Here is a 13,772-nt window from a genome sequence, read left to right as displayed (position 1 = left end):
AACGGACGACCTTGTTACAAAGCCTTTATTTAAAAATTCAGTAACTTCGGAAGGTCTGTACCAATGCAGATCTGGATTAAGAATATATGAGAACGATCTTAGTAATCGCAGGCATAGTCCTGGCAGGAGCGACTGTAATTGCAGTAGTTCAAAACGATAAAAAAGGGGAGGCTGCACCTGAAATTCAACAGGCAGTACCTTCACAAGTTGGTTCTGCTGAACCTCTTTCTTCTCGATCTGCAACACCCGCTACCAATCCGGCACATGGATTGGCGGGACATCGCTGCGACTTGCCGGTGGGAGCTCCTCTTAGCTCAGCATCCGGAGCTGCAGCACCCGTACAAAATCCTCCAACTATCAATATGAATCCTATGCCAGTTCAGTCGGCTCCTACATTGCCAGCAGCTGGTCCAACTCCCTCTGCAGCCGGTGTTAAAATTAATCCGGCACACGGTTTGCCAGGACATAGGTGCGATGTTCAGGTTGGAGCACCCTTAACATAGCCCTAAATATTAGATTCGACTCCCCAATTTCGGCTTGAGAGTTCAACCTTGATTTTGTTTCGAGAAGTTTTCCACAATAATAGCAGTTCGCGATATACGAATTAGCAAAATATTGTATCTTTCATTATGAAAGAACACAAAGGAATGCGCCCTCAAGACGTCGTAGTACTTTTGAAATTAGCCCTTGATGGCGAAGTGAGAAACAGAATAAAGGATCTCGCTTCAAAATTATTTATAAGCGCTTCGGAAATCAGTGAATCTCTTAACCGTTCTTCAATAGCCGGGCTAATTTTATCTGATAGCAGGACGGTAAACAAGGATTCACTTTTGAAATTCCTTGAAAACGGTCTTCAATATGTTTTTCCAGCCCAACTCGGTCCTGTTATGAAGGGGATTTACACTGCTCATTCTGAATCATCTTTGTACCTCAGTTTTTCATCAGAGGAAAAATTAGTTTGGGCGGATGACCTGGGTAAAGAAAGAGGGCAGACAATTCTACCATTATACCCTACGGTTATAAAGGCTGTAAAAAAAGACCGTCTGCTTTATAAACTTCTCGCCCTTTGCGACATCATCCGCATCGGTGATTCATCTGATAAAAATAAAGCAGTCTGGCACCTGCGGGAGGCCTTTCAATCGCAGATCTAATGGTCGGGATGTCTCTTGCCGTTAGTAATCGTACTTCATACGTTTTCTAAATCTTATTTACTTTTGTAAACCCTACCTAAGATATTTGTGTCTGATGAATGAGCAGTTAAACAATTCCGGGGAAATACCAGTGAACAGGATCAAGAATGTTACCGGACAAACTGTATTTCCTATTTTATTTGCGATAAGTTTTTCGCACCTTTTAAATGACACCATACAGTCGTTGATCCCTGCAATTTACCCAATAGTTAAAGATTCGTTCAGTTTAACCTTCACTCAGATCGGACTGATCACATTGACCTTTCAAATGGCTGCTTCTTTGCTACAGCCTTTTGTGGGTCTATATACCGACAGAAAACCACAGCCCTATTCACTGGCGATCGGAATGGGATTTAGCCTGGCGGGCCTGGTATTGCTATCCCAAGCCTCAAATTTTGGGATGCTGATCTTTTCTGTTGCGCTTGTAGGGATCGGGTCTTCAATTTTTCATCCCGAAGCGTCCCGAATGGCAAGTATGGCATCCGGCGGGAGAAGGGGTATGGCCCAGTCAGTTTTCCAGGTGGGGGGGAATGCTGGAAGCTCCATAGGGCCCCTTTTGGCAGCGCTCATAATTGTGCCATACGGGCAATCAAATATTATATGGTTCTCCGTCCTCGCTTTATTGGCTATTATAATATTGTTGAATGTTGGAAGCTGGTACAAACTTAAAATTAAGTCCAGAGCGGATAAGGTAGTCACTGCGTATACTGTCCAGACGCTTCCAAGGAATAAGATTATCCTGTCGGTGATGATATTATTAATCCTCATTTTCTCAAAGTATTTCTATCTCACGAGTATGAGCAGCTATTACACTTTTTATGTGATTCACAAGTTTGGTGTGTCTGTTCAAAGCTCGCAGATTTATTTATTCATATTCCTTTTTTCCGTAGCAGCTGGCACCCTCATCGGCGGTCCCCTTGGCGATAAGATAGGTCGGAAATATGTAATTTGGGGTTCTATTCTCGGTGTGGCACCTTTTACACTTTTATTACCACATGCTAATTTATTCTGGACGGCAGTTCTAACTGTACCAATAGGAGTAATACTTGCATCAGCTTTCTCAGCTATCCTGGTTTACGCACAGGAACTTATTCCCGGTAAAGTGGGCATGATTTCCGGGCTTTTCTTCGGCTTTGCTTTTGGAATGGGCGGGGTGGGATCTGCTCTACTTGGAGCCTTAGCTGACCGGACAAGTATTGAATATGTATATAGTATTTGCGCCTTTCTTCCCCTGATTGGTTTGATTACGGGATTTCTGCCGGATATTGGTAGAAAAGGAAAGTAAAAAGCACTAAATCAAATTTCCCTCTCCACCCAGCATCCTATGAATCATATCATCCCATGAATCCTAATTCAGACAATAACCCTGCTCTTATTTCCCTTTAATCCAAAGCGCAATATCATCAATAAGCTTTGGAGAAACATTGGCTGGAATCCGGTATTGCATCCCATTTCCCTTTTGTTTTTGGGAGGACAAAAGATGATTTAGATCGGGATAAAGTTTAAATGAAGAATTCCTATTTGTAGCTAAAGCAGCTCTCCAGATATTAAAATCTTGTACGGAAACTTGAAAGTCATTTTCCCCTTGAAGTACCAGGATCTTCTTGCTAAATTTCCTCGCTGAAGCCAGTTGATCATAATTATTAATATCTATCCAATAGGATGCTGGTGCCGAAAGAATTACAGAGTCCGGCTTAATATCGCCTAATTTTAGCAGTCGCGACCGGTCGATCTCATTAGCCGCATCCTCAAATTGTTTTCTCATTGCTGCCGTGGTATCGCCAGAAATGACATAAAGGTATTTATTTTGTTCCGCTATCAGATCCGACAATTTACGGGCAGGAGCGGCTGCAAGTATCAGGCCGGCTAAGTCAGGCGCAAGGGCAGCTATTCGAGGCGCAAGCATCCCACCAAGACTATGCCCCATTAAAAATATCTGAGATTTGTTTATTCCCGGTGTATTTTTCGCAATTTCTATTGCAGCAAGCGCATCGTCTAAAACCTCTTCTTTAACTGTAAACGTTTTGGTGAAAGAATTAGGATATATCATCGAACGTTTAACATATCGGATGCTGGCGATACCCTTAGCAGCCAACCCTGCGGCAAGGTCTTTAAATGGTCTGTTCGGCCCGACAGTTTCATCCATATCGGAAGGACCTGAACCATGTACGAGTACGACAATCGGAAAATTTGTCCCGGCTGTTGGAGTAGTCAGCAAACCAGCCATCTGTCCGCCTGCAAACTTAATCTGGATTTCTTTTTCGGTGTAAAGAATTGTATCCGCATAAGCTGGTGCGACATAAGCAGCCTCCGCAGCTGTCTGGGCTACAAAGAATCCTACCAGCTTCTCTGATTTATTGAAAATGAATGTGAAACCCTGAGATCCTTTTGTAAAGACGCAATTAAGTGTGACCTGATAAAACTCACCCTGAGTTTTGTTTTGTGCACCTTCAACAGATTCATATGTCCCGAGGCTATTTCCAAGTCTTAACCAGAACAGCTTAAGTTCATCGGGGCTGATTTTGCCCTTTACACTTTCATCAAAAAAGGTATGTGCCTCTTCGAATTTCCCTTTGTCCATTGTATCAAAAAAGGAATCAGCGCGATTAATCAGGCTAATTATGCTTTGCGCAAATGTTATCTGACTTATGAAGAGAAGCGCTATAATTATTTTACAAGATTTCATGTAATGAATTTCAATTGAAGCCGGAAAGATAATGAAAAGCTGTGAGCAATCAGTTGTAAGCAGGTCCGAGCGGATATTTTCTCTCCGGGGCGGATATAAACTCTACTCCGGTTCGAGTTCAGTTAATTATGGCGGATAATGAATTCTTCTATAACTCGATTCATTTTAGATTTTTCGTACTTTTAGTTCCAATCTTACAATGAAATCCGCTAGAGCATGAATCTTAAAAAAAAGTGTTCATTTCACTTGTGCGTATTCCAAACCAAATCTATTCAAATGAAAAACATCATTCTCGTCGCATTAATTATAAGCTCACTTCCAGTTTTTTCACAAACAGTTAATTCCAAAGACAGGGTTAGTCTTGCTGCAGATAAGGTCGAATCTAAAGTAATCGCATGGCGACGAGATTTTCATGAGCACCCTGAACTTGGCAATAGTGAGAAAAGGACGGCCGGCATTGTTGCAAAACATTTGGAAAGCCTTGGCATTGAAGTAAAAACCGGAGTAGCCAAAACTGGTGTAGTAGGAATTTTAAAAGGCGGCAAGCCAGGACCGGTTGTAGCGCTTCGCGCAGATATGGATGCTCTTCCCGTAACTGAACGTGGCGATCTGCCGTTTAAGTCGACAGTAAAAGCACAATATAATGGTCAGGAAGTGGGAGTAATGCACGCATGCGGTCACGATTCGCACACCGCCATACTTATGGGTGTAGCCGAGGTACTGGCAGGAATGAAGGCTGACCTTAAAGGTACGGTGAAGTTTTTTTTCCAGCCTGCCGAAGAAGGGGCACCGGTTGGTGAAGAAGGCGGGGCTGAGCTGATGATTAAAGAGGGAGTTTTGGAAAACCCCAAAGTAGATGTAGTTTTTGGGTTACATATTTGGGCTCAAACAGAAGCTGGCCAGATTACTTATAGACCCGGCGGCATGATGGCCGGGGTGAATGATATGAAAATTATCATAAAGGGTCGCCAGGCACATGGTGCATCTCCCTGGGCGTCTATTGATCCCATAGTTGCATCAGCGCAGATTGTAAATAACCTTCAGACGATTGTAAGCCGAAACCTGAATGTTACAGAAAACGCGGGGGTAGTCACTATCGGATCTATACACGCAGGTGTTCGATCAAATATTATCCCGGAACAGGCTGAAATGCTTGGTACGATGAGATACTTAAGTGCTTCGGATGGTAAATTGATCGAGGAAAGGATCAGACAGATCGTAACAAATACGGCTGAAGCGAATGGAGCTGTAGCAGAAATAAAATTGCCATATAGCTCACGCTATCCCGTCACGTTTAACGACCTCTCCTTAACGGAAAAAATGATTCCCTCTCTCCATCGAATAGCTGGAGCGGGCAATGTAAAGGTTATCCCTCCAGTAACAGGAGCTGAAGATTTTTCATTCTTCCAGGAGAAAGTTCCGGGTTTATTTTTTTTCCTTGGGGGGATGCCGAATGGTCAGGATCCTAAAACCGCGGCCTCGCACCATACCCCGGATTTTTACATTGACGAAAGTGCTTTTAAACTCGGTGTTAAAGCTTTGGCGGGGCTAACTATCGATTACATGGAATTTGGGAAGAAGTAAATTTTATTTTTGATCACATAAATAGTTTCACATAAACCAGAGATCTTTAATCAGATGTTTTACGGTTAGTGAAACCTTACTTATTAGGTAATTGTTTCATCAACTCATCTGCTGCAGCTTTCAACTGCTCATCTACGCCCTTAGTACGATAATCTATAGAATTTTCTATGAGTATATCTGGCACAGCGGCGCCAAGCTCCTGGTTTTTATCTGTGGCTTTTACAAACCATCCTCTGAGCGGTAAACGTACTGAAGAGCCATCTAGCAATGACTTTGCACCTGTAGAGATCACAGAGCCGTTAGTTGGTGTTCCAACAAGTTTCCCAATGCCTAAATGTTTGTATGCATGCGCAAAAATTTCAGCGTTCGAATAGCTGCTCTCATTACATAATGCAATTGATGGTTTCATCCATGCAGCATACACCAGGCGTTCGCCAACAGGATAGTATTCCCTGAACTTCAATTTATCTCTTTCAAGATCTTCACTGGCACCTCTTGGGATAGCATAGGCATGCTGCTTATAATTTAGAACTGACATAAGATAGTCAGTAGTGTTTCCACCGCCATTGTAACGAACGTCAACAATCAAACCATCTTTGCCATAACCTGCAGCGGTGAATGCTCTTTCAGTTTCTTCAAAACTCTCAATATTCATTGCTTGAATGTGGATATATCCCAATCTTCCGTTCGAATACTTATCAACTAGTTTTCGGCGTTCGGCCACCCATTCTTCGTATAGAGCATCTGATTCACTTGCGGCAGGTCTTATGATTACTTCCCTGGTAATATTGTTAGTACCTTTTACTGACAGCAATACTCTTTGATTTACTGTGCCCGTCAAGTAGCTATAGAAGTTTGCATCCTTTGTAATCTGCTCCCCATTCACCGCAAGAATAATATCACCAGCGATCAAACGGCTTCCTGTTCTGCTTCCAGGTGCACCCGGAATAACACGCGCAACTCTCATTCCGCCTACAGTGGAAACTAATTCAGCGCCTAGCAGACCAGTTATTTCTCTTTGTGTTTCTGTACGATCAGCGACGGTAAAACCCATGTGACTGCTATTAAGTTCGCCCAGCATCAGGTTAAACATATCCCTGAAGTCAGAACTGGTCGATGCGGCTAGCGCTCTCGCTTTATACTTATTATGAAGCGCGTCCCAATTATAGCCGTGCATTTTAGGATCATAATATTGATCCCTAATTGTTCTCCATGCTTCTTCAAAAACTTGTTCTTTCTCTTTGGGGTAATCAATTTTTAATCTGGCAGAATAGGGTAATGATTCCAGCGCAGAAGTTTTTGCATCTATTCTAGCCAGCGAACCACCCTGTCTGAAAAAATAAATGGATTTTCCTTCCCTATCAAATTCGAGAGATGACGGGTTAGATCCGCCTTTAGTAAGTTCCTTTAATTCTTTTCCGTCCCATTTAATGCTATACAGGTCCCGGCCTTTCGCCGTGCTTGTCGTCGCGGTATAAAAAAATGTCTGACCATCCTTGGAAATAGCCAAATCACCCTCATCGCCGGGAAAACTGGTTACCTGAACGGTTCTTTCGCTAATGCCTTCAAAGTCAATTTGTATCGGTTTAATTGGAGTCTTCGAAGATTTTGGTGCGGTAGTGGTCTCTGCCGAAGTCGCATCCTGCCAGTCTTCATTTACCTTTTCCCAGTCTTCTTTCTTTAGCCAAACAAACCAAACGTCGTTGCTTAAATTATTTCTTGAAGAGAGGAAGCCTAGCTTTGAACCATCAGGGCTCCAAATCGGTCTGGTTTCCGTTCTGGGATGCATGGTTACATTTACAGGCTTTGCCGAATTATCAACAGGCTGCACAAATATTTCATTGTTTGCATATAAATCATTCTGGGCGTAGGCCAGCCATTTGTTGTCGGGGCTCCACGCTATTCTTGAGGGAGGTGCCCAGCTATCACTCAAAACTTTTGCATTTGTCAATTGCCCGTTTCCAGAAATATCAGCTACGATCAATTTACCCCGCCCCCTTATATAAGCGATTTTTTTTCCATCATTAGATACAACAGGGGATGTTTCATCTTCGGACGTATTTGTTAACTCAACGATGCCTGGTTTCATTGTTCTGAACAGATTTACTTCACTGGTATCGATTGAACGGGCCATGAAAAGGTTGAAGTTGCTGCCGGTGCGATCTGAAGCAAATACCAGCGCAGAATCGTTCAGCCACACAGGATTCATATCTCTATACGCGTGATTAGATACATTGACACTAGTCATTTTTTCTTTATCCGTTTCTTTGATAAATATTTCACCCCTGATAGTGTATGCCTGCAGCTTCGCGTTCGGGCTAAGTGCATACTCGGTTGCACCTGTACTCAAAGTTTTACTTTCAAAAGCATCGAAACGGTCATCTGCATTCAGTCGAATATCAATCTTCGCCGCAGTTCCATTGTTTGTCTTTAAGAGATAGAGATTTATATCCTTTTCAAAAACTATTGTTGACGCATCTTTGGAAATTCCGTAATGCCGGATGGCTTCATCTTTATAGCTTGTTAACTGTTCCGGTTTTCCCGATGCTCTTCCATTACCGTCGATACCAATTTTGTATAAATTATAAGTCCCGGAATTAGAGCTGAGGAAATACAATGTATTGTTACTGCTCCATTGAGGCTGTATGTCATTCGTAGAAAAGAGCGGAAGCTTATTGTAAACTTTCGTTTTGGTATCCATTGTCCAGATTTCCCTGTCTGAAGAACCTGTGTAATCTTCTCTTGCAACTGGGTTACTTCCCCCGCGGGAAAATGCAATGAACCTTCCGTCTGGCGAAGTTACCGGCTCAAATCCGAGGATATCAGTAATTCTTTGTTCAGTACCGCCGGTTAAGGAAATAGAATACATTTCCGGGTCTCGTTCAATCTGCCGAAATTCTCTACTTGTTGTAAAAATGACCGAACCATCATTTGTCCAACTCGCAATATTATCTGCTGCGGAATGATAAGTGAGACGCTTTGACGATCCTCCTTCAACAGGTACGATAAAAATATCATTGTTATCATACCGATTACCCGAAAATGCTATCAACTTACCATCTTGACTAAAAAGAGGATTGCTTTCGTACGCTTCATGTATAGTAAGTCTCGACGGTCGTCCTCCCATCGCCGGAACAGTCCATATATCACCCTGATAAGAGAAAGCTATGATCGTTCCGTCATTATTAACGGACGGATGACGAAGCAACAAATCATCCTGGCCGTAAGTCATTAGGACAAAAAAACAGGCCAGACACGACAACATAAAATTTTTCTTCATGATATTGAGGCTTCTTGAAATTAGTGCGAAAATTAATGAAAAAAAGCCACACCTTTCACCCCTGCTCTGGCGAATTCAAATACCGAAGAGCGAATTATCCTTCGGTATTTGCAATTTAGATTGATTAGAATGGCAGGTCTCCTTCAACTTCAGTCTGGCTTGTGTAATCCATAGGCTGACTGTCTGCTGATTTAGATTGTGTAGTAGTTTCAGTCTGAGCGTGATCGCCATTCCCATTGTCAAAATCACTTTTTCTGCCAAGCATAGTAAAGTTCTCAGCAACAATTTCAGTTGTATATTTTTTATGACCCTCCTTATCTTCGAAAGAGCGGGTCCTTAATTTCCCCTCAATATAAACAAGTTTCCCTTTTTGAAGGTATTTAGATGCAACATCAGCTAACCCTCTCCACATAACGATGTTATGCCATTCGGTTTGCTCAATTTTTCGTCCATCCTTGTTGTAGGTTTCGGAAGTCGCTAAAGGGAAGCTGGCAACAGTTACATTCCCTTCCAGGTGACGGACCTCAGGATCTTTGCCCAGATGTCCGACTAAAATTACTTTGTTAATACCCGACATATTCTTATTAGGTTTTAATCATTTTATTAATTTAACGAAATTTTTGAAAAAGTGGAAAATTAGTTTTGGTTGTGCTAACCTTTCAAGATCTTGAATTCTCACATATTTCCAGTAATTTGGTAGTGTTAATTGCTCCTGGTACTCTTCTAGTTCAATAAAAGTAGCGTAAAGCCTTTGGTGGCTTAGAATATGTTTAACCGGACCTACAACTGATTTAATGTGCACCCGGGGACCAAATGCATCAACAAAGTTTTCTTGTGCAGTTAAACTCCCGACTTCTATCGAGTTGTCAGTTTCAAAAAGGGGAAGCTCATATAAGTTTTCCCAAATGTCGTTCGGCCCTCTTTTATTCATCAAAATACAGTCGTTTTTAATAGCGATTATATAATTGAAATACCGTTCGCGAACCTTTTGAGTTTTGATTTTAACAGGTAGCACATTGATGCGGCTTGAAAGGCAGGCTGTGCAGCCTGGTCGAAGCGGGCACAAGGGGCAATGGGGGTTCTTAGGTTTGCATACCTGCGATCCGAATTCCATAGCTGCCTGATTATAAATACCAGCCTGTTTCTTATCGATTAATTGGTTGGCGATGTCGGTAAAAACCTTTTTTCCTTTACCGGTGTTAATAGGAATGTCGATCCCGAAATATCGGGCGAGAAGTCTGAAAACATTCCCATCCACTACGGCTCTTGCCTCATTGGTGGAAAAGGATGAGATAGCGGCGGCAGTGTATTCGCCGATCCCTTTGAGTTTTAACAGTGAATTGTAATCGCTTGGAAAATATCCACCATATTCTTCCATGACCATTCGAGCGGTATAATGCATATTCCGGCCACGCGAATAATACCCTAAGCCCTGCCACATCTTCAGGATGTCATCTTCTTCTGCAGAGGCAAAATCGGCAACAGTCGGATACTTTTCCGCAAAGCGATTGAAATAGGGAGTGCCCTGATCAACCCGGGTTTGCTGCATAATTATTTCTGAAAGCCATATAACATACGGATCTGATGTATGCCGCCAGGGAAGATCTCTTTTATGGTGACTATACCAATCAATAATTACACGGGCAAAATCCATATATGGGTCTATTTAAGTCTGCAAAAGTATCTTACTATTTGTTTTATAGCTACTTGGTTTTAAAAAAAAGCAGATATATTTCCCAGTTTCAATTTAAACCAATACTTTTGCAACCCCAAAACAGTTAAGTTTTTACGATAAATTTATAAAGAATACAGATATGACCAAGGCAGAAATTATTACAGAAATCGCTAATAAAACAGGAATTGAAAAAGTAGATGTACAAGAAGCGGTAGAGGCGTTTTTCAAAGTGGTAAAAAATTCCATGGTGAGTGGAGAGAATGTGTATGTGAGAGGGTTTGGAAGCTTCGTCGTTAAGAAAAGAGCAAAAAAAACTGCCCGAAATATATCAAAAAATACTGCAATTATTATCCCGGAACATTTTGTTCCAAGCTTCAAGCCAGCTAAAGTTTTTGTTGAGAAAGTAAAAAGCGGCAATAAATAATCTTCAATTTTTAAGGATGTTAAACAGGAAACAAGTTATGGTAGTGGGTTCAGCAATTGTCCTGATGGGGCTTATGCTGTCTATGGATATCCAGGGACTCGTTAAACCTAAAGAAGAATCTGCTGCTGGCCCGACATCAATTCAGGCCGCGCCCCCGGCTAAAGTCTTCAATGTGGAAGAGGTATCAGTGCTTTCAAAGCAGGATTTGACTGCAAACCTTAGAAAACAGGTTACCGATCTTGAAGCAGCCCTAAAAAGCGCTTCTGAGAATGAAAAAGTTGATCTGCATAAGAAATTAGCTCAGCAATGGGATGATCTCAATCAGGCTACGCCAGCAGCTTTTTATTATGAATTAATAGCTCAAAAAGAACCTGGGTTTACGCCCTGGTTAAAAGCTGGGGATAAATTTACAGATGCGTACCAGCAAACAACTGATACCTTGATGCAGCCTGCGCTTGTACAAAAAGCTATTTTTGCCTATCAGCAGGCAGATAAGCTTCAGCCTAATACTTCTGAAGTTAAAACCGGTTTGGGTATTGCATACGTGTCAGGTACGTCTAATCCCATGCAGGGTATCCAGTTATTATTAGAGGTCGTGAAAAACGATCCTAAGAATTTAAAGGCTAACCTTAATCTGGGATTATTTTCGATGAAGTCAGGACAGTATGAGAAAGCAGTCGACCGCTTTAAAACGGTGATCGCTCAAGCTCCTAGCGCAGAGGCATGGTTTTATCTTGCATCAAGCTATGAAAATATGGGTATGAAATCTGAAGCCATCGGAGCCTATTTAAAAACTAAAGAGATCGCTGCTGACCCTAATATGAGTCAATTTGTTGATCGAAAAGTGAACGAATTAAGTAATTAAATTATAAAACATTTTAAAAAACAACATTATGCCAAGCGGTAAGAAAAGAAAAAGACATAAAATGGCTACCCACAAACGTAAAAAGCGTTTAAGAAAAAACAGACATAAGAAAAAATAGTCTGGTGTAATTGTTGAGTTTTTGACTCAAGTAATTATTCACGACTTAAGGTAACAGCTAACCTCCCCCGCATCAAGCGCTGGAGGTTGTCTGTTTTCGGTTTGTTTTTAATTTAGTCCTTGTATAAACGTATGCCGTTGTTCAACGGCATCTTAAACAGTAGCTATTGGTAAAGGAATTAATTATCAATTCATCCCCAGGTGGGGTTACTATTGCTTTACTGCAGGACAAGCAACTTGTAGAACTTAATACGGAGCAGGTCAACAACAATTATGCTGTTGGCGATATATATATGGGGAAGATCAAAAAGATCATGCCCGGATTGAATGCTGCTTTTGTAGATGTAGGCTATGAAAAGGATGCTTTTCTGCATTATCTTGACCTCGGGCCACAGGTCCAGTCGCTTTTAAAGCTAACCAAGATTGTAAAGAACGGCAGTTATAGAGATAAACTGCTAAATAGTTTCAGACTGGAAGCTGACATCAATAAGTCAGGTAAAATTTCAGAATTATTAAGCCGGAACATGTTGCTTCCGGTACAAATTGCTAAAGAGCCGATTTCAACCAAAGGTCCGCGTCTTAGTTCAGATATTTCAATTGCCGGGCGGTTTTCTGTCCTTGTGCCATTTTCGGATGTTATTTCAATTTCGAAAAAGATCAAGAGCAATACAGAGCGCAATCGCCTTAAGAAGATCGTTGAAAGTATTAAACCTAAGAACTTTGGTGTAATTATCCGGACCGTATCTGAAGGAAAAGGAGTTGCAGAACTTCAAAAGGATCTTCTCGATTTGATCGAAAAGTGGGAAAAATTCTCAAAGCGCTTGCCACTTACGGAGCCGTCAAAGAAAATTTTGGGCGAGATGGGTCGTACGTCTACTATTCTGAGAGATATTCTGAATGCTGATTTTACAAACATCCATATTCAGGATCCGTCTCTTTATGAAGAGATAAGATCGTACGTTCACGAGATTTCACCGGAGATGGACAAGATCGTGAAGCATTATCGCGGAAAGGAGCCAATATTTGAACATTTCGGTATAGAGAAACAGATTAAGGCTGCTTTCGGACGTACAGTTAACCTTCCAGGAGGAGCATACCTGGTAATTGAGCACACAGAAGCACTTCATGTTATAGATGTAAATAGCGGCAACCGTACAGCCAACACGGAAAATCAGGATCAAAATGCCCTGATGATCAATATGGAGGCCGCCAAGGAGATTGCACGTCAGCTGCGTCTTCGGGATATGGGAGGAATTGTGGTTATCGACTTCATCGATATGCACAAGCCTCAAAACAGGAAAGAGCTTTTTGATTATCTTAAGGAACAGATGCTTCGCGATCGCGCCAAGCATACAATTCTTCCTCCAAGTAAGTTCGGTCTGGTTCAACTCACCCGCCAGCGTGTAAGGCCTGAAATGAATATCGTTACAAATGAGAAATGCCCAGCCTGTGATGGAACTGGTGAAATCAAAGCAAGTATCATTTTAATGGATGATATAGAGAACAATCTGAACTACATACTTAACGAACAGAACGAGAAAAACGTTACGTTGTGCGTACACCCTTATATTGAGGCTTATATTAAAAAGGGCTTGTTTTCAAATCAGTGGAAATGGTTCTTCAAGTACAATAAATGGATAACTGTTAAACCATCTCCTTCTTATTACCTTACAGAGTTTCACTTCCTTAACTCAAAAGACGAAGAAATTAAACTTTAATTAGTGAATGAGAAAATCACTAGTGTCCGGTAAAAAGATTTTTCTTTTCGACCCCGAAGGCGGTCGCATGTTTATAGTAATGGATATTTCCGATAAGTCGACCCCGAAGGTGGTCGCATGTGTCAGAAATTTTCACATACGACCACCTTCGGGGTCGGGAAAAGGGCTAGAATTAATTCTTCTATAAACATCTGACCACCTTCGGGGTCAAGCCTACCTGTTTTTTTATTGGG

11 protein-coding genes are annotated in these 13,772 nt (G+C 41.7%); 7 read left to right on the top strand and 4 right to left on the bottom strand.

Features of this window, described 5'->3' with window-relative positions:
* The first annotated feature begins 86 nt into the window (after positions 1-86).
* The 3 genes from ACLL8Z_RS04375 to ACLL8Z_RS04365 all read left to right on the top strand — a co-directional run bounded on the left by ACLL8Z_RS04375 (position 87) and on the right by ACLL8Z_RS04365 (position 2,475).
* Positions 87-503 carry a hypothetical protein gene (locus tag ACLL8Z_RS04375; RefSeq protein WP_411273542.1) on the top strand — a complete coding sequence of 139 codons (417 nt, stop codon included), beginning with the start codon at positions 87-89 and terminating at the stop codon, positions 501-503.
* A gap of 126 nt (positions 504-629) precedes the next feature.
* Positions 630-1,151, top strand: coding sequence for a hypothetical protein (locus tag ACLL8Z_RS04370; protein ID WP_411273541.1), 522 nt, complete (start codon positions 630-632; stop codon positions 1,149-1,151).
* Positions 1,152-1,245: 94 nt separating this feature from the next.
* Positions 1,246-2,475 carry an MFS transporter gene (locus tag ACLL8Z_RS04365; protein ID WP_411273540.1) on the top strand — a complete coding sequence of 410 codons (1,230 nt, stop codon included), beginning with the start codon at positions 1,246-1,248 and terminating at the stop codon, positions 2,473-2,475.
* An 87-nt stretch (positions 2,476-2,562) separates the two neighbouring features.
* Here ACLL8Z_RS04365 and ACLL8Z_RS04360 read toward each other — a convergent pair whose 3' ends face one another.
* Positions 2,563-3,876, bottom strand: a complete 1,314-nt coding sequence (locus ACLL8Z_RS04360; protein ID WP_411273539.1) for an alpha/beta fold hydrolase — start codon at positions 3,874-3,876, stop codon at positions 2,563-2,565.
* 276 nt (positions 3,877-4,152) lie between these two features.
* Between ACLL8Z_RS04360 and ACLL8Z_RS04355 the strand changes: the two genes are divergently transcribed.
* Complete coding sequence (locus ACLL8Z_RS04355) at positions 4,153-5,460, top strand: amidohydrolase (protein ID WP_411273538.1); 1,308 nt, start codon at positions 4,153-4,155, stop codon at positions 5,458-5,460.
* A 76-nt stretch (positions 5,461-5,536) separates the two neighbouring features.
* On the opposite strand, the gene ACLL8Z_RS04350 is transcribed toward ACLL8Z_RS04355, so the two are convergent.
* The 3 genes from ACLL8Z_RS04350 to mutY all read right to left on the bottom strand — a co-directional run bounded on the left by ACLL8Z_RS04350 (position 5,537) and on the right by mutY (position 10,394).
* Positions 5,537-8,740 (bottom strand): S41 family peptidase, encoded by a 3,204-nt coding sequence (locus ACLL8Z_RS04350; protein ID WP_411273537.1) that lies wholly within the window; start codon positions 8,738-8,740, stop codon positions 5,537-5,539.
* Between the two features lie 124 nt (positions 8,741-8,864).
* On the bottom strand, positions 8,865-9,317 hold the full coding sequence (locus ACLL8Z_RS04345) for a single-stranded DNA-binding protein (RefSeq protein ID WP_411273536.1): 453 nt from the start codon (positions 9,315-9,317) through the stop codon (positions 8,865-8,867).
* A gap of 18 nt (positions 9,318-9,335) precedes the next feature.
* Complete coding sequence (gene mutY / locus ACLL8Z_RS04340) at positions 9,336-10,394, bottom strand: A/G-specific adenine glycosylase (protein WP_411273535.1); 1,059 nt, start codon at positions 10,392-10,394, stop codon at positions 9,336-9,338.
* Positions 10,395-10,554: 160 nt separating this feature from the next.
* On the opposite strand from mutY, the gene ACLL8Z_RS04335 reads away from it, so the two are divergent.
* From ACLL8Z_RS04335 to ACLL8Z_RS04325, 3 genes are all read left to right on the top strand, one after another.
* Positions 10,555-10,839 (top strand): HU family DNA-binding protein, encoded by a 285-nt coding sequence (locus ACLL8Z_RS04335; RefSeq protein WP_079702858.1) that lies wholly within the window; start codon positions 10,555-10,557, stop codon positions 10,837-10,839.
* A 16-nt stretch (positions 10,840-10,855) separates the two neighbouring features.
* Positions 10,856-11,704 (top strand): tetratricopeptide repeat protein, encoded by an 849-nt coding sequence (locus tag ACLL8Z_RS04330; protein WP_411273534.1) that lies wholly within the window; start codon positions 10,856-10,858, stop codon positions 11,702-11,704.
* 284 nt (positions 11,705-11,988) lie between these two features.
* A complete protein-coding gene (locus ACLL8Z_RS04325; protein WP_411273533.1) occupies positions 11,989-13,539 on the top strand; it encodes an Rne/Rng family ribonuclease in 1,551 nt (516 codons plus the stop codon).
* Positions 13,540-13,772: the final 233 nt, after the last annotated feature.

This window comes from Daejeonella sp. (assembly GCF_046590655.1).
GTDB lineage: Bacteria > Bacteroidota > Bacteroidia > Sphingobacteriales > Sphingobacteriaceae > Daejeonella.
This window is presented reverse-complemented; position numbering and strand designations above follow the sequence as displayed.

Excerpts from the sequence above, each read along its gene's own strand:
- ACLL8Z_RS04375 (WP_411273542.1), top strand. The coding sequence starts at position 87 with ATGAGAACGATCTTAGTAATCGCAGGCATAGTCCTGGCAGGAGCGACT.
- ACLL8Z_RS04370 (WP_411273541.1), top strand. The coding sequence starts at position 630 with ATGAAAGAACACAAAGGAATGCGCCCTCAAGACGTCGTAGTACTTTTG.
- ACLL8Z_RS04365 (WP_411273540.1), top strand. The coding sequence starts at position 1,246 with ATGAATGAGCAGTTAAACAATTCCGGGGAAATACCAGTGAACAGGATC.
- ACLL8Z_RS04360 (WP_411273539.1), bottom strand. The coding sequence starts at position 3,876 with ATGAAATCTTGTAAAATAATTATAGCGCTTCTCTTCATAAGTCAGATA.
- ACLL8Z_RS04355 (WP_411273538.1), top strand. The coding sequence starts at position 4,153 with ATGAAAAACATCATTCTCGTCGCATTAATTATAAGCTCACTTCCAGTT.
- ACLL8Z_RS04350 (WP_411273537.1), bottom strand. The coding sequence starts at position 8,740 with ATGAAGAAAAATTTTATGTTGTCGTGTCTGGCCTGTTTTTTTGTCCTA.
- ACLL8Z_RS04345 (WP_411273536.1), bottom strand. The coding sequence starts at position 9,317 with ATGTCGGGTATTAACAAAGTAATTTTAGTCGGACATCTGGGCAAAGAT.
- mutY (WP_411273535.1), bottom strand. The coding sequence starts at position 10,394 with ATGGATTTTGCCCGTGTAATTATTGATTGGTATAGTCACCATAAAAGA.
- ACLL8Z_RS04335 (WP_079702858.1), top strand. The coding sequence starts at position 10,555 with ATGACCAAGGCAGAAATTATTACAGAAATCGCTAATAAAACAGGAATT.
- ACLL8Z_RS04330 (WP_411273534.1), top strand. The coding sequence starts at position 10,856 with ATGTTAAACAGGAAACAAGTTATGGTAGTGGGTTCAGCAATTGTCCTG.